Here is a 24,659-nt window from a genome sequence, read left to right as displayed (position 1 = left end):
GTTAATCCTCGTCCTCGTCTTTTTTGCCCATGGTCCACAACAACCAGCATCCTACAAAGATGACGGAAAGTGCAGCAGAGCTGTCTCCGGTCAGAAGTGCAGGGAGATTAACGACAACCAAGATAGCGGTCATTATGATTCTTAATGATTTATCAATGCCGTCCGCCGCCATGTTTGCAGTGTAATGCGGCGCTTGGCTGGTCAGATTAAATGCGTCCGCAATCTCCCGATAAGCAATTGGGGCACTTCTAGTCCATGCCATTTCGTGACTGTTTAGTTCGGAGCTAAGCTTACGGCTTTGTCCGTCTCGATAATCGCTGTAATAGTTCAAATCACCGTTTCGGACATGCCAATAAAACGCTCCGCTGGCAATCCTGACCCGTCCGCCATAGTCATAAAGTTTGCCATAGCCTTGCGGTTGGCGGTTGTGGTCGAGGCGAGGCCAATCGTTCAAGGTTTCGGAAATATTCCAACCTTCATCAGCTTCAACCAGCCATAAGAAACCCTGTGTAGGGTTGTAAAGCAGATACTCTGTCCATTGCCCTTCCGGTGTCAGTGTATGCTTGGCACCTTTGAATAAGTTATCAAATGTTTCCTGCGCATTTGTTTCTAAATATCGGATTGCGCCGATAACATGAAATTCTTTATTTTTCAGACGGCCTGTCGAGCCGACAGGCAAAGTAAACATCGTATTTTGCGACAAACGCAGATTGTTCGCGGTAATAAGCTCCGCTTTATCTTTACCAACCGCCAATTCGCTGCCGCAACTTTGACAGTTCAGATGGGAAGTCAGCCCGTTTACCCAATGAATGGACGAGCCGCAGTTAGGACAGTTTTCTGAAGTAATACTGCCTTTCAGACGGCCTGCGCTTTCTTTAATTTCATCTTCGTGGCGCGTGTTTTCCAGCTTCAAATCATCTAGGTTTACCATCCGCCCGAAGAAGGCTTCGGGTGCTTTATTATTGTAATCGAGCGTGATAAAAAGGTTTTCGCAACGCCAGTCGGAAACCCGATTTTCTGTATCCTCTTTCAAAACAAACGGCAATTCGCCCTGCGCAGCCGCGCGTTTCAAGCTGATGTTGCGGACATCGGAGGCAATATAGCGTTTATCTTGAAAAGTCAGCTCGCTAAACCCAGCTCGCGTGTCTTCAAATTTCGGCGGATTATCGATTTCGACCGGCATGGTCATCACATATAAATCACCCGCCTCAGAAAGCCAACCGGCTCTGCCGTCGTCAAACAGCGCATACCATTCATTCCACGCGCCATCGTCGTATTGCACCTGAATCCGTCCAACCAAGGTAAAGCGTTGTGCGACAAATGTGCCGCTAGTTCCGATTTGCAGCGGACTAAAATCTTCCAGCAATGCGGAATCGCGGCCGGAGTCGACAACGCCGTTATCTTTCCGCACCAGCATGCTGTTGCAATAGCCGCACACCAGCGTCACGGCAGAAGCAGAATGCGCCTCGACAGGTGCTCCGCAGCTTGGGCAGTCGGTTTTGAAGAAAGGAGTTTGAGACATGGGTTTGCTTTTTCAGAATGGGTTGGAGTGTTTCAGACGGCCTTAGCGTTTCTATCAACTGGTTTTAAGATTAGAAACAAACCAAATCGCCGAACGAACTCAATCAAATGATTCGAAAGGCCGTCTGAAACCTTTTCACAGAAGCAACTCAACGCTTCTTTGAATGATATTTTTCAGACGGCCTTCAATTTGTCAACCAATCAACTGTTTCAACACTTCAGCCTTGGCTTTATCAAAATCTTCTTGCGAAATCAAACCGCCATCCAGCAAAGACTTGAGTTTCACCAATTTCGCCTGCGGATCTTCGGCAGCCGGCTGAACATTTTGCTGAGTCTGTTGCGTATTCGGCTGCATCATACCTGCCATGGCACCCGCCATCGCCTGACCAATACCGGCACCTACGCCCAAGCCCGCACCGATTCCGGCAAGTCCGCCTTCATTTTGTGCCGCAAGCGGGATGGATTCGGCGGTTTGATATTGGGTGTAGCGTCCCAAATCGCCGATAACACCCATCGAAATTTTCTTATCCAATGCAGCCTGAATAGACGCGGGCAAGGTAATGCTTTCAACAGTGAAGTTTTCCAGCGCCAAACCCAGCTTGGCAAATTCCGCGCCAAGCAATTCGCCGATTTTTTGCGACAGCAAAACTTGGTTCGCCGCCATATCCAAGAATGGGATACCGGAACTGCCAAACGCTGCCGCCAACTGGGTGACTGCAATATTGCGCAGTTGGTTTTCCAAGTCTACGCCGCTGTATTGCGCCGCCACGCCGCTGACTTCTTTGAAGAATTTTGCCGGATCGCTGATACGGTAAGAATACATACCGAACGAACGCAGTTGCACCGCGCCAAACTCGGCATCACGCACGGTAACAGGTTGGGATGTACCCCATTTTCGTGCGAGCTGTTGTTTGGTATTGAAAAAGTAAACATCCGATTTAAACGGAGATTCAAAAAGCTTGTCCCAGTTTTTCAAGTTGGTCAGCACTGGCAGCGTTTGCGTATTGAGCGTGTAACGCCCCGGCCCGAACACGTCGGCGGTTACGCCTTCATCGACAAACATCGCCATCTGCGCCTCGCGCACAGTCAGGCTCGCACCGTTTTGGATCTCCTCATCGGCAATCGGAAAACGCCACATCAGCAGGCTGTCATCGGGATTCGGCCATTGAATAACGTCGATAAACTGTTTCTTGATAAAGTTGAACATCGCAGTTCCTTATTTGAAGAAGAAGGGATAACTTAATGGGCAGTCAGGTCAATTTGCCTGGTCGGTAATATCGCTTATTTTATATAAATAGAATGTCATACGATATTAACATTCAAAATGTCTTTATGCATGGGAATAGAGTGGGTTGCTCTATCTATTTTTAGTGTTAAACCCACTATCCGACCCAGAAACATTAACATATCATTAAAATTCATGCAGACTCTGTTTTACACTATTTTTCTGCTTTTACCTGCGCTATATCATAAAAAAGACAAATACAGGTAGAAAATCATTAAACACCATACCAAGCGTTCACTACACCTGTTAATATTTACCAAATCCTAGAAATTCATCATGCTGTATTGTCAAATTATCACATTGGCTTTCATAAAGTAAAAGGAATTTATATGAAAAATTCTGCTCATTTCTGTTTTGCAGTGTTAGCACTCTCTGCTGCCGTAAGTACACAGGCTGCCCGCCCTGTTGAATTTACCGTTGGTAGCGAATATTACAACGAGACCTATCGCGAATACGAAAAAGATGGTAGTCGCTTAATGCAGCAAAAAGGCAACTTATGGTCTATTAATGCCGGCGTAAAATACCGTTTCAACGATCGCCATGCGGCAAAATTAGAAGGCCGTTATTCGTGCGGTAAAACAGATTACACGGGAAGCGTACAATATATAACTGAGGATTATATCGACGATTCAGCAAGTTATGGCTCAGCCACACTCAAAAATGCACCACGCCGCGCATACGATATCCGTGCCTTATACGAATATACACTCCCGATTAACGATCGCTTTAGCATTACTGCCGGAGCCGGCTTGGGACACCGTGTTCTGAGAGACTTAAGCAGCCGTATTGATCCTAATGATTATGACCGCAAAAACCGAACCACATATGCGCAAATCAATACCGGAGTAAATATCGCCCTTCCTGCAAACTTTGAGATATCTCCCCGCATTGCCTACAATCGTGCCGTGAAAGGCCGCCAATATTCTTACGAACCCGACCAGGTAGAAACCCGAATGAAACAAGGTGGCGGACAAGGTATTGAGGTTGAAGTACCTGTATCTAAAAAATTCGCTAACGGCTCCAAAATCAGCCTCGCTCCATTCTATCGCGGCTGGAAAGTTAAAGAATCGAACCTTACCGTTACGGAAGAGTATGACTCATATGGATTGGGATCTATAGAACCTAAAAACCACACCCACGAAACAGGCATAAGATTGCAATACTCTTTCTAATTTGACGAATTTAAGTAGTTAAAACGTTTCAGACGGCCTTGTATATAACAGGCTGTCTGAATTTTCTGATACTTTCAGAATTTCACTATAACGCCAATACCATCAGACATAAGACATTATCAGTCAAAAAATCTACCGATAATTTCTCCAGGTAGGAGTTAGGATCAACACATCTTTGCTATCCAACCGACCATCAAAATCAAGTCAAGCAAGCCGCATTCAAAATGCCGATCGAGATGGACACTGCACCAAACAGCGCGCCGACGGCGACATTGTTGCCGATGAGTTCTGCGGTAGCGCCTTTAATCATCATTGTCGCAGCGAAATAGACAAAAATCTGAATTACGGCTGCGGCAAGGGCCCACAGGATAAAATCGATGAAGCTGACGCTGTGGGCAATACTTGAAGCCAGTGTCAGACAAAAACCGACCAACGCGCCGCCAAACGACAAGGCGCAGGCAAGGTTGCCGTTTTTAATCAGGCGCAATTCTTCAACGGGTGTAATCCGCAGATATACGGCAGCAAAAACAACGGTCATGGCGATACCTGCCAACATATATTGCAGGTAGAGCAGATATTGGGACAGAGAAATACTCACGATAAGATTCCTTGGTTTGCAATAAAGTGATTATGCCATATTTTTGAAGATAAACCCTTCGGAAAATATGGCATTTTTAGAAGCACTTCAGGCCGTCTGAAACGGTCTGATTTTTAATTCATGTTTTATTGTGATAATTGTTGACGATTTTTGTATGTTTATGTAACTATTGCGCACCGCTATTTATTAGAGCAAAGAGGAAAATATGAGCATACTCGCCGCCATCCGCCCTAAAGAGCCTTTGCGCCATCTGCGCTGGTTTGACATGCTGATTGTGACCGCTATCCTGTTCGGTCAATTTGCCTACCGTTCTACCCAACTTTATATCGCCAGCCTGATGCCGCAAGTAGAAACAGCCGCGGTTGCCGAAGAGGCGCGCGATACTGCGGTAACCGGAGTGGCTTATTCTGAAAACATGAGCCTGCAGTTGACGCTGCTTGCTATTGCTCTGATTTACCTCATTATTCGCCGTTTCGACTTCAAACAATTGCCGATTCGTTTTAACTTAGGCGTGTTGTTTTGGACGCCTGTGATTTTTATCCTGATGGGCTTAACCGCCGATGCGGTAACTTCATTAAGCGGCGGCTACAATTACTTCACCACTGAAATTTTCCAATACATCAAACCATTATCCATCTTTGACAAATTCTCCGCCCTTGCGCCGATGGCCATCCTCTACGGCCTTTTAAACGGCTTTTACGAAGAATTCTGTTTCCTCGGTCTTTTGACCTGCGTGGAAGACAAATATAAATGGCAGGCATTGGCCTATTCGACCTTGGTGCGCATCTCCTTCCATACTTATCAAGGTATGCTTTGGGCGACCGTTATCGGCGTTGTTTTCGGTTTGATGTACTACTTCTTCTACAAATACAAAGTCAAAAACCTGCTGCCGTTTTTCCTGATTCACGCCTTGGCAGATATCTTCGGCTCCGGCTTCATCTATTTGATTTGCGCTTAATGGCAATGGTTGACTGAATAAACCAGGCCGTCTGAAACATCATTTTTCAGACGGCCTTTTATTATCTATCGGTTTACTTAATCAAAGTAATTGCCACATCCGCATCTTCGGTTGCAACTGCCTCAATCACAGCATCGCCGCCAAACCGCAACACCGAGCCTGCGCCGACAGTATGTTTTTCAGTCTGATTTAACGTTACGTCAAAACTTCCCTTTCCAACGGCAAAAATCAGCGTTTTAAAACCCGGATGATCGTGCGGCTTAATCTGCTCCCCTTTCTTCATGTCCTTCTTAACGACCATGTAATTTTCGCCGCTGAAAATCTTACCGTTTTCGGAAGAAACTTCTCCCAAAGGCGCGGCAGAAACGGCAACGGAAAACAAACGGACAGCAATACGGCAGAAATATTGGCAACTTTCATGACAAGCCTTTCTTAAAAACAGAACCCCCATTCTATAAAAAACCACTTCATTATTCAATAATAATTCTTATTTCTAATAAAAAGGCCATCTGAAACCCAACGATATTTTTCAGACGGCCTGATTGCCCTGTATAATATTTTCTTATTAATAAAATCGCTTTACACACCCATCAAATGGAAACCGTCAGAAAAGATCCGCTCGGCTCGGCATGGATGGTTATTGCCGCGCTCGGCTTTACCGTCATGAACCTCTCCATCAAAGCCGCCTCAACGCAATTCGGCTTTTCCAGCGGCGAGCTGGTCTTTTGGCGCATGCTGGTCTCCACCCTGTTCTTAGGCATCATGGCCAAAGCGCAAGGCAACACGTTTTCCACGCCGCATTGGAAAACCCATCTCAACCGCAGTGTCATCGGCACGCTTGCCATGATGTGCACGTTTTATTCCGTCATGCACCTGCCGCTGGCAACAGGCGTCACGCTCAACTACACGTCCTCCATCTGGCTTGCCATCTTTTCATTTTTCATTTTAAAAGAACGAATTACGCTTTATACCCAAGCCATTTTAGTTATGGGCTTTATCGGCGTTATCCTCTTACTCAACCCATCTTTTCAAGGTGGGCAGGAATTTGCCGCGCTGGTCAGTTTGGCAGGCGGCGCCATGTCGGGCTGGGCGTATTTGCAGGTGCGCGAACTCTCGCTTTTGGGTGAGCCGGGCTGGCGCGTGGTGTTTTACCTCTCGCTTACCGGCCTGATTATGGGTGCAGTCTGGAGCACCATCACAGGCTGGCATCCGCTGACCGTGTCTTCCCTACCCTATCTGGCCGGTATCGGCATCTCCGCCATGATTGCCCAACTGGCAATGACCCGCGCCTATAAGGTCGGCAAGAAATTTACCGTTGCCTCGCTTTCCTACCTGACCGTCGTTTTCTCCGCCCTATCCGGCGTACTGCTTTTCGGCGATAAAATCACTTGGCAGGAAGCCGCCGGCATGGTTATCATTGTTGCAGGCGGCGTGTTCAGCAGCTTTACTCCGGCCTCAATCAAAAAATTTCTGATGAAGCAATAATTTAACAAGGAGAACACCATGATTTCCATCCGCGAACAATCTTACGGCTTAAACGTAGCGCTGTACAACGAGTTCACTTTGGACGATTTCCGCCAATTGGAAGAAGCCTTGTTGGTCGCGAAACAAAAAGTCCATCTGCCCGACATCCTGTTGGATTTGTCCATGCTGAAAGACTTCACCATCGATATGGCGGTCGAGCAAATCAAATTCCTCAACCAACACGAAACCGACTTCGGCCGCGTTGCCGTCATTACCGACGACATCTGGATCAAACTCGGCGCGCGCCTTTCCAGCCTCTTGACCAACCAACATCCCAAATATTTCAGCGACGCTGCCGAAGCACAGGCTTGGTTGTTGGCAAGCAATTTGAAATAAAGATAAGGCCGTCTGAACGCATTACCTGAGCAAATTCAAAACCGCTTAGGCTCAAAATCAACGGTATCACAATATTTTTCAAAGCATCAAAAAGGCCGTCTGAAACCTTGCAACCTGCAAAGTTTCAGACGGCCTTTCATCGTTTTTATTCAAAAACTTACATCACATCCAACACATCAATGCCCAACAACTCCAAGCCTTGTTTCAGCGTGTCGCCGGTGAGCTTCGCCAGTTGCAGGCGGCTGTTGCGGGTTGCGCCTTCTGATTTCAAAATCGGGCAGGCTTCGTAGAAACGGCTGAACAAGGTAGCGATTTGATAGAGGTAGGCAGCTAGGTAGTGCGGATACGCAGTATCTGCCACGCTTTGCAGCACGTCTTCAAATTTCAGCAGCTCGGCGGCCAGTTGCTTTTCCAAAGGTTCGGTCAAAACGGTTGGCGCATTTGCGTCCCATTCACCGGCTTTGCGGAACACGCTTTGTACGCGTGTGTAGGCGTATTGCAGGTAGGGGGCGGTATTGCCTTCAAACGAAAGCATGGCGTCCCAGTCGAACACATAATCGCTGGTGCGGTTTTTGCTCAAATCGGCGTATTTGACTGCGCCGATGCCGACGGTTTTGCCGATTTTACCTGCTTCGTCTGTGCCCAATTCAGGATTTTTCTCTTTTACCAAAGCAGTGGCGCGCTCGACTGCTTCGGTCAGCAGGTCAACCAGTTTTACGGTGTCGCCGCTGCGCGTTTTGAACGGTTTGCCGTCTTTGCCCATCATGGTGCCGAAGCCGATAAACTCGGCTTTTACATCTTCCGGCAGATAGCCTGCTTTGCGGGAAGTGGTGAAGAGTTGTTCGAAGTGCAGGGCTTGTCGGTGGTCGACGACGTACAGCAGACGGTCGGCATGAAGCGTGCCGACACGGTAGCGCAAACACGCCAAGTCGGTGGAAGCATAAAGGAAGCCGCCGCCTTGTTTTTGCACGATAAATGCGGCAGGTTCGCCCTCTTTGTTTTTAAACTCGTCCAAGAACACGACTTTCGCGCCGTCGTCTTCGACTGCCAAACCTTTTTCGACCAAATCATCGACTACGGGTTGCAAATCGTCGTTGTATTTCGATTCGCCTGCCACGTCTTCAGGGCGCAGTTTCAAGCCCAGCGTGTCATAAACGGCTTGGGCGTGCGAGAGTGAAATATCGACAAACTGTTTCCACAATGCCAATACGGTTTCATCGCCGCCTTGCAACTTCACAACGTATTCGCGTGCGGTGTCGGCAAAGGCAGGATCTTCGTCAAAACGTACTTTGGCGGCGCGGTAAAACTGCTCCAAATCCGCCAGCTCGAACGCGGCGTTGTCTTTTTGCTGCTCGACCAAATAAGCGACCAACATGCCAAACTGCGTACCCCAGTCGCCAACGTGGTTTTGGCGGATAACGGTGTTGCCCATAAATTCCAATATGCGCGAAATGCTGTCGCCGATGATGCTGGAACGCAAATGGCCGACGTGCATTTCTTTGGCCAGATTAGGCGAAGAATAGTCGATAACGACGGTTTTCGGTTTGTCGGTTTTTGCTACGCCGAAACGCGCGTCGTTCAAGGCCGCATGAATGTTTTGGGCGAGGAATTCAGGGCGCAGGCGCAGGTTGATGAAACCCGGACCGGCTACTTCCGCGCTTTCAATCACGGCGTTGTCGACCAATGCTTCGGCCACTTTTTGCGCCAACTCACGCGGATTTTGTTTGGCTTTTTTCGCCGCACCCATTACGCCGTTGATTTGGAAATCGCCGAAGTCGGGATTTTTCGCCGCCTGCAATACGACGGGGCTGTCGGACAAACCGGCAGCGGCAAAGGCTGCTTGGGCTTCACGTTCGACGGTTTGGTATAAATTCATGTTGTCGGTCTCTATCAATTCAAATCAGGCGGTATTTTAAAAGAATTTCAGGCTTTAAAACAGGGTAAGCTGCAATACTTTTCCAGCGGCTTGTTATATGATTGCATTCTGATTCAACGATTTTGCTGTAAAGGCCGTCTGAAAGGAAAAGCCATGACCCCAAAAAATACGCTTTGTCTGATTGTCGATATTCAAGAACGCCTGCTGCCCGCCCTTTCCGGCGCGGACGAAATGTTGGAACGCTGCCGCCTGCTGATTCAAGGTTTGACGGCTTTGGACGTACCCTTTGCCGTAACCGAACAATACCCGAAAGGTTTGGGCAACACTGTATCCGCCGTATCGCTGCTGTTGCCCGAAGGCACGCCTGTTGTCGAGAAAACCCGATTCTCGGCATTTTTACCTGAAATTCAGGAAATCTTACGCAAAAATGACATCAAAAACGTTATTTTAGTGGGAGCTGAAGCGCATATCTGTATGCTTCAGACGGCCTTGGATTTGAAGGCGCAAGGTTACGCCGTATCCCTGCCTTTTGAATGCACCGCCTCGCGCACAACGGCCAACCGCGACAATGGTTTGGCGCAACTGAGCCGTCAGGGCATTACCGTTTCCAATGTCGAAAGTATTTTGTTCCAACTGCTCGGCGATGCCAAACATCCGGCCTTTAAGACTATCTCCAAACTGATTCAATAACAGGCCGTCTGAAATGCAATACACCATCCGCCCTGCCCTGCGCCAAGACTTGCCCGCCATCGTCGATATTTACAACAGCACCGTGGCCACGCGCCAATCCACGGCCGATTTGTCGCCGACCACGGTTGCCGAACGCGAAATATGGTTTGCCGCACACACGGACAAACGCCCGATCTACGCCCTTTACGATGCCGACGGCACCGTATTGGCCTGGGGCAGTTTCAGTGACTACCATCCGCGCTACGCCTACCACATCAGCGCGGAAGTCAGCGTTTATGTCCGCCACGATATGCGCGGCGCAGGCGTGGGCAAAATCCTGTTGCGGCACATGCTCGAACGCGCGCCGTCCTTAGGCATCCGCAACGTCATCGCGCTTGTGTTCGGCCACAACTATCCGAGCCTGAACCTGTTTCACCGTTTCGGTTTTGAAGAATGGGGGCGGCTGCCGCAAGTCTGCGATTTGGAAACCATGTTGGCAGATGTCGTGATTTTGGGTAAAAGGATTGTCGATTGATTACGACAAAGGCCGTCTGAAAACTGAATTCAGACGGCCTTTTTTACAGCAAAACCTTTATTGCGGTTTCTTCGCCAGCATGGTGACGAATTTAAACTGAATCGGATTGCCGAATTCGTCTTTCGCGTGCATCGAACCCAGCTCTTCCTTGTATTCCACCAATTCCCAATCCTTATAGTATTCGCGCAGTTCGCCCTCACCAAACTTGAACGGGAACGGCATCGGGCAAGGGAAATCTTCCGTATCCATCGCAGACACGATCAGGTTGTAACCGCCGGGGTTGGTGTGTTCCTTCATATTGGCAATCACGTTAGGAACGTAACGCGGCATCAGGAACATAAATACCACGGTCGCCACCATATAATCGAAGTTTTCCTGAATATTGGCGGCATTGAGGTCGTATTCAAACGCGCGGACATTCAATTCTTCAATACGCGCCAGCTCTTCCACGTTTTGAACCGCGTTCGGATTATTATCGACAGCGGTAACGTCAAAACCTTTCAAACCCAGATACAGCGCATTACGGCCCTGACCACAGCCCATATCCAAAACCTTGCCGACGGGCACGATGCCTTCGGCGGCACGGACGGCCGAATGTGTCGCGCTCATGCCGTATTTCTTATTGAAATAGTCCGCCGCCTCGCAGTAAAACGACAGTTGGATTTCCGTGTCTTGCGTTTGCGGCGCGATAAAGTGCCATGCTTGCGGATGGATAATCCAATCGTCGCTTTCAGGCGTCAGCTCGTGCGTGGCCGTAATATTGCCCGCCTCGTCCACTTCGTTGAAGTTCAGACGGCCTTGGAGGACATTAAGGCAACCCCAAGTACCGGCAGCAGTATTGTGTTTGGACAACAAGGCTTCGGGAATCTCGTCCGCTGTCCACACCGGCATCTGTTTGTAACAAAACAATTCTTGCTGTTCGCTCATCATATTTCCTTTCTATTTTGACGGTTTCAACACAGCTTCTGCCAAGGCTTTTTGAATGGCAATCACGCTCTTGTCGCTTTTAAACTGCAAGGTTTCGGTCGGCACTTCGCTGGAAGAAACCCAAATCTTCAGCTCGGCATCCAAATCGAAATGACCCGAGGTTTCCACCGAAAAGCGCGATACTGAACGATACGGAATCGAACGGTAAGACACTTTCTTGCCTGTCAAACCCTGCTTATCTACCAACACCAGCCGATATTCGGTAAACACAATCAAATCGCGCACCAGGCTGAATGCCATTTTTACCTGTTCGCCATCAATCAGAATATTTGCCAAATCGCGTTCCACCGCATCGGCGTCTTTTTGCGAAGCATTGCCCAAAAGGCCGCTGAACAATCCCATATCTGCCTGCTTTCTATACGAGTGATAAGTGCAGGGTATTTTACACGCGCAAACCGTATTTGCCGATATTTCAGACGGCCTTATGTTATGATACCGCCTTATTCGACAAAGACATGCCCATGGATAAACCCGTTTACCTCTACACAGACGGCGCATGCAAAGGCAACCCCGGCGCAGGCGGCTGGGGGGTATTTATGCGCTACGGCACACATGAAAAAGAACTGTTCGGCGGCGAAGCCGAAACCACCAACAACCGCATGGAGCTGACCGCCGTCATCGAAGGCCTGAAATCTCTAAAACGCCGCTGCCAGGTCGTTATCTGCACCGACTCGCAATACGTCAAAAACGGCATGGAAAGCTGGATACACGGTTGGAAAAAAAACGGTTGGAAAACCGCCGCCAAGAAACCGGTCAAAAACGATGATTTATGGAAAGAGCTAGATAGTCTGGTTCAACAACACGATGTCCGCTGGACGTGGGTAAAAGGCCATGCTGGACACCCTGAAAACGAAAAAGCCGACGAGCTCGCTAATCAAGGGGCGGCAAAATTTGCATAACACTTCACCCATGACTGTACTCAAATATCTCAAACCATTCTTTTGGATTGCTATCATTGCATTGATTTGTGTGACGCCAATAGCACTTATGTTCGCCTATTCGCCCTTTCATGATGTCAATGATTATTTTAACTTTGGATTGTGCGATCACATTGAGAGTGCCGAAGAATGTGACGACTTAATCACGCCCGCCTATTTATTTTGGTGGTTTATACCCAAACCGTGGTTTTTCGCATTCATCACACTGACTGCTATTTACCTCATTCTAAAAATCCTGATTGAAATCATCCGATTCCTATTCAGACTGAGAAAGAAAAACCCATGATCTGCCCTATCTGCACTGCCGACAACGAAGATATTTTGCTGCAAACGCCCAATCTGCGCGTTATCGCCGTCCACAACGAAGCCGGCGCACCGGCATTCTGCCGCGTTATTTGGAATAACCATGTTTCTGAGATGACCGACCTTTCCCCTGCCGAACGCAACGAAATCATGGAAATGGTGTATCAGGTTGAAGCCGCAATGCGCCAAGTCTTCCGCCCGGCCAAAATCAATTTGGCCAGCCTCGGCAATGTTGTGCCCCATCTGCATTGGCACGTCATCGCCCGTTTTGAAAACGACGCCAACTTCCCCGCGCCGATTTGGGCCGCTCCTGTCCGCGAACACGGCATGACCTTGCCCGAAAACTGGCCGCAACAAATCAAAAACTTAATCGCTTAAACTTTCAGACGGCCTACAAGGTCCGACACGCCAAGTTCAGGCCGTCTGAACATATAACGAAAGGAAAACCTCAATGAACTCCACCACGCGCCGCCATTTCCTGCGTACCTGCTCTGCCGCGGCAGGCGCAGGGTTGTTGCAAGCCTGCGGCACCGGCACGACCACCACGCCGCAAACTAAAACCACATCTACCACCGCGAAAGCCAAAACCGTGCAACCTAAGCAACCCCATCCGCCACGTTCCGGCGACAACCTCCTGCGCGTTGTTGCGCCGTCAGGCTTCGCCGAAGACCCCAACCGCGTGACCACCGGCCTGACCCGCCTCTACAATGCAGGCTTTACCGTGACCAACCAACAGGCAGGCAGCCGCCGTTACCAACGCTTTGCTGGCAGCGATGCCCAACGCGCCGCCGACTTCCAAGAAGTTGCCAGCGGCCGTATCGAAACGCCCAAAGTCTTGATGGGCCTGCGCGGCGGCTACGGCGCGGCACGCATCCTACCGCAAATCGACTTTGCCTCACTCGGCGCCAGAATGCGAGAACGCGGCACATTGTTCTTCGGGTTCAGCGACGTGTGTGCCGTCCAACTCGCCCTGTTGGCCAAAGGCAATATGATGAGCTTTGCAGGCCCGATGGTGTACAGCGAATTCGGTAAAGCAGACCCCAGCGTCTTTACCATGGATTCGTTCATCCGCGGCACGACCAACAACGTCAACATCGTTGATGTTCCGACCATCCAACGCGCCGATGTCAACGTCGAAGGCACATTATGGGGCGGCAACCTCAGCGTTCTCGCCTCCCTCGCCGGTACGCCTTACATGCCCGATATTCAAGGCGGTATCCTCTTTATCGAAGACGTCAGCGAGCAACCCTACCGCATCGAGCGCATGCTCAATACGCTTTATCTGTCAGGTGTTTTACAAAAACAACGCGCCATCATCTTCGGCGATTTCCGCATGGGCACCATCCGCGACGTGTACGACTCCAGCTACGACTTCTCCGCCGTCGTCAACCACATTTCGCGCACCGCCAAGATTCCTGTGTTGACCGGCTTCCCATTCGGCCACATCACCAACAAAACCACTTTCCCGTTGGGCGCGCATGCCAAAGTCCGCAGTACCGGCAACGGCGGTTATTCCGTCACCTTCAGCGGCTATCCTACGCTAAACCCGTCAGCGCTGACACTCGACAGCCTGCTGCCGCCTCCTGTTCCGACTTACGACAGCACCATCTACCGCGACAGCATCACTGAAGAAGTGACCGAATAAGGCTTATTCAAATAAAAAGGCCGTCTGAAACCCAGTTTCAGACGGCCTTTTTATATCTTCATCTTAACCGTAACGTCGTTGGAAATCTTTCATAAAGTCGGCCAACGCGTTCACACCTTCAAGCGGCATCGCATTGTAAATGCTGGCACGCATACCGCCGACGGTTTTATAGCCCTTAAGCAGGCACAAGCCCTGCAACTCGGCTTCCAACACAAAGCGGCGGTCCAAGTCTTCGCTTGCAGTTTTGAAGACCACGTTCATTTTGGAGCGCGCATCAGGATGGATATCGTTGATGTAAAAACCGCCGCTGCCGTCTATCGTCTCATACAAGGTTTGCGCCTTTATTCGATTGACCGCTTCAATTCTTTTCACACCGCCCTGCGTTTGCAGCCAGCGGAACACCAAGCCCGACATATAAATCGCATAAGTAGAAGGCGTGTTGTACATACCGTCGCGGTTGATGTGCGAACGGTAGTTGAACACATCAGGAATATCGTTCGGACAACGTTCCAGCAAATCCTCGCGGATAATGACCACGGTCGCACCGGCAGGACCGATATTTTTTTGCGCACCGGCATAAATCAAGCCGTAATCGGACACATTAAACTCACGAGACAAAATCTCGCTCGACATATCGCACACCAGCGGCGGCAGGCCGTCTGAAAGTTTGGGGACGTTTTGATACTGCAAGCCGTTTACGGTTTCATTAATCGCAAAATGAACAAACGCGGAATTCGGGTTGACATCCCAATCCTCCACCGCAGGCAGGTTTTTATAGGCATATTGCTCGCCGCCATGCGCGGCCAAACGGATTTCGGCATTGCTCAAACGGCTCATCTGCTCATAGGCAATACGGCTCCAGTTGCCCGTTACCACCGCATCGGCAGTCGCAAAACCGTGTGCCAAATTCATGGCCACCATATTAAATTGCGTGGTCGCACCGCCCTGTAAAAACAGGATTTTATAGTTGGACGGAATATTCAAAAGCTGGCGCAAGTCTTGTTCGGCATGATGCAGAATACTCAAAAACATATCCGAACGGTGGCTCATCGCCATCACGGGGAAACCCGTGCCGTTGTAGTCGAGCATTTCCTGTTGCGCGGTACGCAATACCGCTTCCGGCAATACGGCAGGACCTGCGGAAAAATTATAAATCGGGTGTGCGGACATGACGGCCTTCTTTCTTATTCGGTGGGTATGAAGAAATTGTAGAACCACCTTGCACATTGTGCAAGCACGAAAAATCCGGAAATTCAAGGCCGTCTGAAAATAAAGCAATACCAATTCTTTGTTTTCAAAAATAATTTCAGAAACACCACATCAAAACTTGTCAACAATTTCCTTTTCAGACGGCCTCACCCCTACCCTTTACATTTAAGCAATCACTTCAAAAAATCCACGCCAAATCAACGCTTTTCTTTTATCTTGAAAACAGTTATAATAGGCCAATTTTTCAAATCACACAAAAAATGGCCGCGCGGCCATTTTTTTGTTTATGTACTTCTGGAGAAGCATGGATATTCAAAGCATTCTTGATAAAACCCTGCCCGGCTTGGGCTACGAGCTGGTCGATTTCGAACTGACCGCACAAGGCGATTTACGCGTTTTCATCGATAAAGAAGGCGGCATCACCGTCGAAGACTGCGCCACTGTCAGCAACCATCTGAGCCGCGTGTTTATGGTTGAAGACATTGACTACAAACGTTTGGAAATCTCCAGCCCGGGCCTTGACCGTCCGTTGAAAAAAGCCGCCGACTTCGTGCGCTTTGCCGGCCAGAACGCCAAAATCAAAACACGCCTGCCGATTGATGGTCAGAAAAACTTCATCGGCCGCATCGAATCTTGCGAAAACGACATTGTTACCGTCTCTTTCGACGGCAAAACTGCCCAAATCGAATTGAGCAACATCGACAAAGCCCGTTTGCGCCCCGAATTTAAATTTTAAAAACCGATTACTTGGAGATTCTAGAAAATGAGTCGCGAAATGTTACAGCTGGCCGAAGCGCTGGCAAGTGAAAAAAACGTTGAAACGGAAGTCGTATTCAAAGCCCTTGAATTCGCCCTCTCTACTGCTGCCAAGAAAAAAGCCGACCGCGAGCACATGGACGTGCGCGTCGAAATCGACCGCGATACCGGCGAATACCAAACCTTCCGCCGCTGGCTGATTGTTGCCGATGAAGACTACACCTACCCCGATGTAGAAAAAACCATCGAGGAAATCCAAGAAGAAATTCCCGGCACAACCATCCAAATCGGTGAATACTACGAAGAGCAGCTGCCAAACGAAGGCTTCGGCCGCCAAGCAGCTCAAACTGCCAAACAAATCATCCTGCAACGCATCCGTGATGCGGAGCGCGAGCAAAACCTGAATGAGTTCCTCGCTTCTAAAGAAGACATCGTTTCCGGTACGGTAAAACGCGTTGAGCGCCACGGCATCATCGTTGAAGTCGTTGCGGGCAAACTCGACGCACTGATTCCACGCGAAGAAATGATTCCGCGTGAAAACTTCCGCAGCGGCGACCGCATCCGCGCCCTCTTCCTGCGTGTGGACGAAATCGGCAATACCGGCCGCAAACAAGTCATTTTGAGCCGTACCAGCGGCGACTTCTTGGCCAAACTCTACGCCAACGAAGTGCCTGAAATTGCAGACGGCCTGTTGGAAATCCGCGAAGTAGCACGCGACCCCGGCCAACGCGCCAAAGTTGCCGTTAAAGCCAACGACCAACGCATCGACCCGCAAGGTACTTGTATCGGCGTGCGCGGTTCCCGTGTTAACGCCGTGAGCAACGAATTGTCCGGCGAACGCATCGACATCGTATTGTGGTCTCCTGAGCCTGCCCAATTCGTGATGAATGCGCTGTCTCCTGCCGAAGTGAGTCGCATCGTAATTGACGAAGACAAACACGCCGTTGACGTGATCGTTGACGAAAACCAACTGGCGCTGGCCATCGGCCGCGGCGGTCAAAACGTCCGTCTGGCTTCCATCCTGACCGGCTGGCAGCTGAACATCATGACCGTTGAAGAAGCCGACGAGCGCAATGCCGCCGAAGACGCGGTTATCCGCAACCTCTTCACCACCCACTTGAACATCGACGACGAAACCGCCGATATCTTGGTGGAAGAAGGCTTTGCCACTTTGGAAGAAGTTGCTTACGTTCCAGCGGCAGAATTGCTCGCCATTGACGGCTTTGACGAAGAAATCGTTGAAACCCTGCGCAACCGCGCACGCGACGCTATCCTGACCATTACCATCGCCGCAGAAGAAAAGCTGGGTGAAGTGTCTGAAGACATGCGCAATTTGGACGGCGTAGATTCAGATATGTTGCGCAAACTGGCCGAAGCCGGCGTTACCCAACGCGACGATCTGGCCGAATTGTCTGTTGACGAATTGGTCGAAATTACCGGTGTTGACGAAGAAGAAGCCAAAAAAGTGATTTTGGCTGCACGCGAACACTGGTTTACTGAAGAAAACAACTAAGGGGGTACTGAATGAGTAATACAACCGTAGCGCAATTTGCCGCCGAACTAAACCGCCCCGTCGATGATTTGCTTAAACAATTGAAAGAAGCCGGGGTCAACAAAAACAGTGGTAATGACAGCATAACCACTGACGACAAACAACTGTTGACTGCTTACCTGCAAAAGAAAAACGGCAGCAACAGCGGCACCATCAGCATCCGCCGCAAAAAAACCGAAGTCAGCACCGTTGACGGCGTAAAAGTGGAAACACGCCGCCGCAGCCGTGCCGTTACCATTCCTTCTTCCGAAGAATTGGCAGCGGAAGCCAAAGCCAAAGTAGCAGCGGAAAACCAAAAAGCCGAAGCAGAAAAAGCAGCCGTCCAAGCTACCGAAGAAAAAGCCAAAGCTGAAGCAGAAGCTGCCGCAAAAGCCGAAGCCCGTGCCAAAGCAGAGGCCGAAGCAGCTAGACTGAAAGCAGCCAAAGCCGCACCAAAAGCAGAAGGAAAACCTGCCGAAGCCAAAAAAGAAGAAGCCAAACCGGTTGAAGCCGTAGAAGCCAAGGCCGAAGCAAAAGTTGAAGCTAAAGCAGACAACAAGCCGTCTGAAAAATCCGTTGAAACTGAAAAACCAGCCGAAGCCAAGAAACCTGCCAAAGCCAAACAAGACAAAGGCAGCAAAAGCAAAGAAGCGAAAAAAGCAGCCAAACCTGCCGCTCCTGCCGTACCGCAACCTGTCGTCAGCGTGGAAGAACAGGCTCAACGTGATGAAGAGGCCCGTCGTGCTGCCGCCCTGCGTGCGCATCAAGAAGCCTTGTTGAAAGAAAAACAAGAGCGTCAAGCACGCCGTGAAGCCATGAAACAACAGGCCGATCAAGACTCAAAACCTACTAAAGAAGCCAAATCAGGCGAACGCAACAAACCTGCCGAGAAAGCAAAAGCGACATCCGGCGAAGGCAAATCCGAACACAACGCGCGCGGTAAAAAAGAAGACCGTCGTGACCGTGACGAAGAAAACCAAGGCCGTAACGCCAAAGGCAAAGGCGGCAAAGGTAGCCGTGACCGCAACAATGCGCGCAATGGCGACGACGAGCGCGTACGCGGCGGTAAAAAAGGCAAAAAACTCAAACTTGAGCCAAACCAACACGCCTTCCAAGCGCCGACCGAACCTGTCGTACACGAAGTTTTGGTACCTGAAACCATTACCGTTGCCGATTTGGCACACAAAATGGCCGTTAAAGGCGTCGAAGTGGTTAAAGCCCTGATGAAAATGGGCATGATGGTAACCATCAACCAATCTATCGACCAAGACACCGCCCTGATTGTGGTGGAAGAACTTGGCCACATCGGCAAACCTGCCGCCGCCGACGACCCTGAAGCATTCTTGGATGAAGGCGTTGAAGCAGTAGAAGCCGAAGCATTGCCGCGTCCTCCGGTTGTGACCGTAATGGGTCACGTTGACCACGGTAAAACTTCCCTGCTGGACTACATCCGCCGCGCCAAAGTGGTACAAGGCGAAGCGGGCGGCATTACCCAACACATCGGCGCATACCACGTTGAAACCCCACGCGGCGTGGTTACCTTCTTGGATACTCCGGGTCACGAAGCGTTTACTGCCATGCGTGCGCGCGGTGCTAAAGCAACCGATATCGTGATTCTTGTGGTTGCAGCCGACGACGGCGTGATGCCGCAAACCATCGAAGCCATTGCCCATGCTAAAGCAGCAGGCGTACCGATGGTGGTTGCCGTCAACAAAATCGATAAAGAAGCTGCCAATCCAGAGCGTATCCGCCAAGAGCTGACCGCGCACGAAGTCGTGCCTGACGAATGGGGCGGCGATGTACAGTTTATCGACGTTTCCGCTAAAAAAGGCCTGAACATCGATGCATTGCTCGAAGCCGTCTTGCTCGAAGCCGAAGTTTTGGAACTGACTGCCCCAGTCGATGCACCTGCCAAAGGCATCATCGTTGAGGCTCGTTTGGACAAAGGCCGCGGCGCGGTTGCCACATTGCTGGTTCAAAGCGGTACACTGAAAAAAGGCGATATGCTGCTGGCCGGTACTGCATTCGGTAAAATCCGTGCAATGGTTGACGAAAACGGCAAAGCCATCAATGAAGCCGGCCCATCTATCCCTGTCGAAATCCTCGGCTTGTCCGACGTACCGAACGCAGGCGAAGATGCAATGGTATTGGCCGACGAGAAAAAAGCGCGCGAAATCGCCCTCTTCCGTCAAGGCAAATACCGCGACGTGCGCTTGGCCAAACAACAGGCCGCGAAACTGGAAAACATGTTCAACAACATGGGTGAAAACCAAGCCCAATCCTTGTCTGTCATCATCAAAGCAGACGTACAAGGTTCTTACGAAGCCTTGGCTGGCAGTCTGAAAAAACTGTCCACAGACGAAGTGAAAGTGAACGTGTTGCACAGCGGCGTTGGCGGCATTACCGAATCTGATGTCAACTTGGCCATCGCTTCCGGCGCATTCATCATCGGCTTTAACGTCCGTGCAGATGCTTCCGCACGCAAACTGGCTGAGAATGAAAACGTGGAAATCCGTTACTACAACATCATTTACGATGCCATCGACGACGTGAAAGCCGCCATGAGCGGTATGCTCTCTCCGGAAGAGAAAGAGCAAGTAACCGGCACGGTCGAAATCCGTCAGGTCATCTCCGTTTCCAAAGTCGGCAATATTGCAGGCTGTATGGTTACCGACGGTGTGGTCAAACGCGATTCCCATGTCCGCCTCATCCGCAACAACGTGGTTATCCATACCGGCGAGCTGTCTTCTTTGAAGCGCTACAAAGACGACGTCAAAGAAGTCCGCATGGGCTTCGAGTGTGGTCTGATGCTCAAAGGCTACAACGAGATTATGGAAGGCGACCAACTCGAATGTTTCGACATCGTCGAAGTTGCCCGTACTCTGTAATCAGACAGGCCGTCTGAAAAATCAGAAGCAGGTTTTGCAATGCGAAACCTGCTTCTTTTTTTCGGACGGCCTTTTTACAACCATTCATAGTTTGAAACTATTGAAATTGATGTGTGGTATATAAGAAACAAAACAGCCGCACAAGGCAAAGCCATTTGGCAAAAGAATAGACGGCAAACTAAGCCTGATAAGGCTCTCTATATATTGTCATATCTTAACGTTTCTGTTGTTTTTATCAAATTTCAGCACTAGTATATACAGCCTAAACACAATACAAATTAAGCAATACCGGCCATATGCCGGATACGTTTACTTCCTTGTTACTCTCATCAATATCTAAAGAAAATATCATGACAATCGAAAAAGCAATGCGCATCCGCAATGCGCAATTTGAATTACGACATTTAGAGCAATTACAGCCATCTCCCCTTGCACAAGCAACAACAGGCACTTCGGGAGATGACGTTTATTATGTAACCCGCAGCGACGATACAATCATTGAAAACCCAAATGGTGGAGATGATACGGTTTACAGCAACGTCAGCTATACCCTTCCAAACTACGTTGAAAACCTTGTTTTGACCGGTACGGCCAACATTTTTGGCGCAGGCAACAACAGCAACAACATCCTCATCGGCAATGAAGGCCGCAACCGCCTCAACAGCGGCCGCGGTGACGACATTGTTTACGGCGGTGGCGGCAACGATTTCATCAACGGCGGCGAAGGCAACGACCGTCTTTTCGGCGAAACAGGCAATGACACCCTCAACGGCGAAGCAGGCAACGATGTGCTTGAAGGTGGCGAAGGTGACGACACCTACCTTTTCTCTGCCAAAAGTGAGCAAGACACCATCATCGACAACCAAGGCCACAACAGCATCCGCTTCCATACTGACCTGAGCCTTAACGATTTAACCGTTGAAGCCCGAAACAACGAAACCGGCGGTCAAGACTGGCTGATCGCCGTGAAAAACAGCAACGCCGTTTTAACCATCAAAAACCAATATACTCAAAACGGTACAACACCGGCAGTCTCCCAATTCATCATCGGCACACAAAAACTGGATGTAAACAGCTTTGCCAAATATTTCGATATTTCTCTGACAGAGCATACCGAAAGCGGTAAGACCATCGATGGCAGCGACGACAATGACCACCTGATCGGCACATCCGGCAATGATATTATCGACGGCAAGGCCGGTGCCGACATTATGGAAGGCGGAGACGGCAATGACACTTACTACGTTGATGATGTAAAAGACGTAGTCATAGAACAGGCTGGCGGCGGCGAAGACACCGTATTCAGCAGCATTTCCCATACTGCCGCTACCCACGTCGAAAATGTTACCTTGACCGGCTCGGCCAATATTTTTGCTGCCGGCAACAACAGCAATAACATCCTGACCGGTAACGAAGGACGCAACCGCCTCAACAGCGGACGCGGTGATGATACCGTTTACGGCATGGGTGGCAACGACAGCCTAAACGGCGGCGATGGCAACGATTATCTAGATGGCGGCGACGGTAACGATCTCATCAACGGTGATGCAGGCAACGATGTTTTGGTGGGCGGCAACGGTAAAGACATTCTGAAAGGCGGCGCCGGAAACGATACCTATATCTACGGCGATAACGATACCATTATCGACAATCAAGGCATCAATACCCTCAAGTTTTCAGATGGCCTGAACAATGCCAAGCTCAACCTAAAGACCATTCATAACGACGACGGCAGCCAAAGTTGGGAAATTACTTCGGAGCAAGGTTCAGCCTTGATTCAAAACCAAATCGGTGCTGATGGCAGCATTTCCATCGACCGTTTCCAGTTCAGCGACCAAACTTACACTGCCGCACAATTCCAACAAGTCTTCCAAGCTCTGAAGGCCGAAGCCATTAAATTTGTCGGCACAAACGGCGACGATACCTTGCATGGCAATGCAGGCAACAATGAAATCGACGGCGGCAACGACGGCCATGACACCCTTTATGGCCACGACGGCGATGACATCTTGCGCGAACACAGCGAAACCTATTACGGCAACGAACTCGCTTCCGACGATAAACTCTACGGCGGCAACGGTAACGACAAACTCTATGCCCATATAGGCGCCGACTTACTCGACAGCGGCGCAGGCAATGATTATCTGGAAGGCGGCGAACACAACGACACCTATGTTTTCGGAAAAGGTTACGGCCACGACACCATTTTCGACTACAACTTCGGTTTCGACAGCGAGGCTGGCCTGCACACGCTCAACGCCAACGTCGTGAAATTTACCGGCGGCATTACCCTTGACGACCTTGAAATTACCATTGAAAAAGGTTACGACAAAACCAGTATTGCCAACATGCCTGACAGCACTCAATTTGTGACCAATCCCCTGCTGGATGGCGATACTTGGCATATCCGTATTAAAGGCACAGACGATGTTTTGACTATCAAAAACCAAAGCGGTATTTATGGTGCGATTTCCGAGTTTCAGTTTGACGGCAATACCTCATACAGCACGGGCGAGCTGATCAACCACTTCAAACTGTCTATCCCGCACATGATCGGCAACACAAACATCGTCCAATACACCGGCCAACCCGTTGAAGAACTCAACCGTGATGTGTACAACAACTTCAACCACACCATCCATGCCGATAGCGACAACAACGATTTAGATTTGTCGCGTTACACTTCTGTTGTCGAATACAGGGGCAACCGCAGTGATGAAACCATTACTTTGGGCCGAGGCATCAACATCGTCGATACGGCCGGCGGTAACGATGCCATTACCGACCCAGGGGCCGACAACACCGTTATCATGTTTGGCAGAAACAGCGGCAACGACACCTTTAATCCGTATGGTGGCAGCGATACCCAAGTCCTTTTCAAAGAAGGGTTGACGCTGAAAGATTTACAGTTGAAAACCGGCGATGATTGGGTCTTAACCATCAAAGATACAGGCGATACCCTGACCATCCATGACATTACCAACAATAATGTCGACAGCTTTGTATTCGGAAACGGTAAGAGCTACACCGCCGACGAAATCAGCAAAGCACTGATTACTGAAAATACACAAAACAACGGTATCCTGTAAAACTCAAAGGCCGTCTGAAAGCTTAATTCAGACGGCCTGAGTCCTTTACTGATTTATTTATCGTTCTGTTATATAATTATTCTCATTCGAATTCACAAGAAAGAATAAAAATGGATGCCTTAAATCTCCTCACCACGCGTCGCTCTTCCAAAAAACTGACTGCTCCGGCACCCAATGCCGAGCAACTGGAACAAATGCTGCAAGCGGCAACACAAGTACCTGATCACGGCAATATGCGCCCTTTCCGCTTTACCGTTATTCAAAGCGAAGCCGGTTTGCAACGTTTCCGTGAGCTTTTGAGCAAGACCGTTACCGAACTCAACTTCGGCGATGATGCCATGAAAAAGGCCGAACGTGTCGGCAACATGGCGCCTATAATTATCGGCGTTACATTCGCGCCGAACCGTGAAGTGGCAAAACCCAAACCTGAATGGGAACAAATGCTGACTGCCGGCTGCGCCGCCTATGCTTTACAACTGGCTGCTTCTGCTCAAGGCTTCGACAATGTTTGGATTACGGGCATGTGGGTCAACAGCCCATTGTTGCGCGAAGCATTTGAGTGTGCCGACAAAGACAAAATCATTGGCCTGATGATGATTGGTTCGCCGACCGAAGAAGGAAGCGGCCCAAAAAATACCAACTTAGAATGTTTTACAACTTATTGGTAAAGCCTGAAAATACTAAGGCCGTCTGAAAAACCTGATTTAATGGTTTTCAGACGGCCTGAGACCTTTGCAAAATTCCCCAAAATCCCCTAAATTCCCACCAAGACATTTAGGGGATTTCTCATGAGCACCTTCTTCCAGCAAACCGCACAAGCCATGATCGCCAAACACATC

22 protein-coding genes are annotated in these 24,659 nt (G+C 49.7%); 14 read left to right on the top strand and 8 right to left on the bottom strand.

Going from position 1 to position 24,659, the window contains the following annotated elements; translation table 11 throughout:
- Nucleotide 1: 1 nt before the first annotated feature.
- Entirely contained in the window at nt 2-1,522 is a 1,521-nt protein-coding gene (locus TW89_RS05520; RefSeq protein WP_225522185.1) for a DUF4178 domain-containing protein, read from the bottom strand.
- A gap of 192 nt (nt 1,523-1,714) precedes the next feature.
- Nucleotides 1,715-2,728: an SPFH domain-containing protein gene (locus tag TW89_RS05515; protein ID WP_128580796.1), complete on the bottom strand. Its 1,014-nt coding sequence runs from the start codon at nt 2,726-2,728 to the stop codon at nt 1,715-1,717.
- Between the two features lie 407 nt (nt 2,729-3,135).
- On the opposite strand from TW89_RS05515, the gene TW89_RS05510 reads away from it, so the two are divergent.
- Nucleotides 3,136-3,978 (top strand): outer membrane beta-barrel protein, encoded by an 843-nt coding sequence (locus TW89_RS05510; protein WP_128580795.1) that lies wholly within the window; start codon nt 3,136-3,138, stop codon nt 3,976-3,978.
- A 199-nt stretch (nt 3,979-4,177) separates the two neighbouring features.
- On the opposite strand, the gene TW89_RS05505 is transcribed toward TW89_RS05510, so the two are convergent.
- Entirely contained in the window at nt 4,178-4,576 is a 399-nt protein-coding gene (locus TW89_RS05505) for a DUF350 domain-containing protein (RefSeq protein WP_039861961.1), read from the bottom strand.
- A gap of 205 nt (nt 4,577-4,781) precedes the next feature.
- Between TW89_RS05505 and TW89_RS05500 the strand changes: the two genes are divergently transcribed.
- Nucleotides 4,782-5,534 (top strand): CPBP family glutamic-type intramembrane protease, encoded by a 753-nt coding sequence (locus TW89_RS05500; RefSeq protein ID WP_128580794.1) that lies wholly within the window; start codon nt 4,782-4,784, stop codon nt 5,532-5,534.
- A 73-nt stretch (nt 5,535-5,607) separates the two neighbouring features.
- Here the strand turns inward: TW89_RS05500 and TW89_RS05495 are convergent, their stop codons facing one another.
- Entirely contained in the window at nt 5,608-5,985 is a 378-nt protein-coding gene (locus tag TW89_RS05495; protein WP_283114607.1) for a hypothetical protein, read from the bottom strand.
- Between the two features lie 143 nt (nt 5,986-6,128).
- Between TW89_RS05495 and TW89_RS05490 the strand changes: the two genes are divergently transcribed.
- Nucleotides 6,129-7,019: a DMT family transporter gene (locus tag TW89_RS05490; protein WP_070826590.1), complete on the top strand. Its 891-nt coding sequence runs from the start codon at nt 6,129-6,131 to the stop codon at nt 7,017-7,019.
- An 18-nt stretch (nt 7,020-7,037) separates the two neighbouring features.
- Nucleotides 7,038-7,394: an STAS/SEC14 domain-containing protein gene (locus tag TW89_RS05485; RefSeq protein ID WP_128580793.1), complete on the top strand. Its 357-nt coding sequence runs from the start codon at nt 7,038-7,040 to the stop codon at nt 7,392-7,394.
- 157 nt (nt 7,395-7,551) lie between these two features.
- On the opposite strand, the gene argS is transcribed toward TW89_RS05485, so the two are convergent.
- Nucleotides 7,552-9,270 carry an arginine--tRNA ligase gene (gene argS, locus TW89_RS05480; protein WP_128580792.1) on the bottom strand — a complete coding sequence of 573 codons (1,719 nt, stop codon included), beginning with the start codon at nt 9,268-9,270 and terminating at the stop codon, nt 7,552-7,554.
- 153 nt (nt 9,271-9,423) lie between these two features.
- Here argS and TW89_RS05475 point away from each other — a divergent pair, with 153 nt between their 5' ends.
- Together TW89_RS05475 and TW89_RS05470 are read left to right on the top strand one after the other, a co-directional pair.
- Nucleotides 9,424-9,960, top strand: a complete 537-nt coding sequence (locus TW89_RS05475) for an isochorismatase family protein (protein ID WP_128580791.1) — start codon at nt 9,424-9,426, stop codon at nt 9,958-9,960.
- Nucleotides 9,961-9,973: 13 nt separating this feature from the next.
- Nucleotides 9,974-10,474, top strand: coding sequence for a GNAT family N-acetyltransferase (locus TW89_RS05470; RefSeq protein WP_049349013.1), 501 nt, complete (start codon nt 9,974-9,976; stop codon nt 10,472-10,474).
- Between the two features lie 57 nt (nt 10,475-10,531).
- On the opposite strand, the gene tehB is transcribed toward TW89_RS05470, so the two are convergent.
- Complete coding sequence (gene tehB, locus TW89_RS05465; RefSeq protein WP_164836700.1) at nt 10,532-11,401, bottom strand: SAM-dependent methyltransferase TehB; 870 nt, start codon at nt 11,399-11,401, stop codon at nt 10,532-10,534.
- Nucleotides 11,402-11,413: 12 nt separating this feature from the next.
- Complete coding sequence (locus TW89_RS05460; RefSeq protein WP_049323867.1) at nt 11,414-11,803, bottom strand: PH domain-containing protein; 390 nt, start codon at nt 11,801-11,803, stop codon at nt 11,414-11,416.
- A gap of 119 nt (nt 11,804-11,922) precedes the next feature.
- Here TW89_RS05460 and rnhA point away from each other — a divergent pair, with 119 nt between their 5' ends.
- The 3 genes from rnhA (at nt 11,923) to TW89_RS05440 (ending at nt 14,347) form a co-directional block, all read left to right on the top strand.
- Nucleotides 11,923-12,360, top strand: coding sequence for a ribonuclease HI (gene rnhA / locus TW89_RS05455; protein WP_036473212.1), 438 nt, complete (start codon nt 11,923-11,925; stop codon nt 12,358-12,360).
- Nucleotides 12,361-12,681: 321 nt separating this feature from the next.
- Nucleotides 12,682-13,080: an HIT family protein gene (locus tag TW89_RS05445; protein WP_128580788.1), complete on the top strand. Its 399-nt coding sequence runs from the start codon at nt 12,682-12,684 to the stop codon at nt 13,078-13,080.
- A gap of 73 nt (nt 13,081-13,153) precedes the next feature.
- Nucleotides 13,154-14,347, top strand: a complete 1,194-nt coding sequence (locus TW89_RS05440) for an LD-carboxypeptidase (RefSeq protein ID WP_070713308.1) — start codon at nt 13,154-13,156, stop codon at nt 14,345-14,347.
- A gap of 63 nt (nt 14,348-14,410) precedes the next feature.
- Here TW89_RS05440 and serC read toward each other — a convergent pair whose 3' ends face one another.
- On the bottom strand, nt 14,411-15,517 hold the full coding sequence (gene serC / locus TW89_RS05435) for a phosphoserine transaminase (protein ID WP_128580787.1): 1,107 nt from the start codon (nt 15,515-15,517) through the stop codon (nt 14,411-14,413).
- 343 nt (nt 15,518-15,860) lie between these two features.
- Between serC and rimP the strand changes: the two genes are divergently transcribed.
- From rimP to TW89_RS05410, 5 genes are all read left to right on the top strand, one after another.
- Nucleotides 15,861-16,292, top strand: coding sequence for a ribosome maturation factor RimP (gene rimP, locus TW89_RS05430; RefSeq protein WP_003685973.1), 432 nt, complete (start codon nt 15,861-15,863; stop codon nt 16,290-16,292).
- Nucleotides 16,293-16,319: 27 nt separating this feature from the next.
- Complete coding sequence (nusA, locus tag TW89_RS05425; protein WP_049330906.1) at nt 16,320-17,825, top strand: transcription termination factor NusA; 1,506 nt, start codon at nt 16,320-16,322, stop codon at nt 17,823-17,825.
- A gap of 11 nt (nt 17,826-17,836) precedes the next feature.
- Complete coding sequence (gene infB / locus TW89_RS05420) at nt 17,837-20,731, top strand: translation initiation factor IF-2 (protein ID WP_128580786.1); 2,895 nt, start codon at nt 17,837-17,839, stop codon at nt 20,729-20,731.
- 350 nt (nt 20,732-21,081) lie between these two features.
- Nucleotides 21,082-23,820 carry a calcium-binding protein gene (locus TW89_RS05415; RefSeq protein WP_128580785.1) on the top strand — a complete coding sequence of 913 codons (2,739 nt, stop codon included), beginning with the start codon at nt 21,082-21,084 and terminating at the stop codon, nt 23,818-23,820.
- A 110-nt stretch (nt 23,821-23,930) separates the two neighbouring features.
- Nucleotides 23,931-24,488, top strand: a complete 558-nt coding sequence (locus TW89_RS05410) for a nitroreductase family protein (protein WP_128580784.1) — start codon at nt 23,931-23,933, stop codon at nt 24,486-24,488.
- Nucleotides 24,489-24,659: the final 171 nt, after the last annotated feature.

The sequence above is a fragment of the Neisseria flavescens genome, from assembly GCF_001618065.1.
Taxonomy (GTDB): domain Bacteria; phylum Pseudomonadota; class Gammaproteobacteria; order Burkholderiales; family Neisseriaceae; genus Neisseria; species Neisseria flavescens_A.
This window is presented reverse-complemented; position numbering and strand designations above follow the sequence as displayed.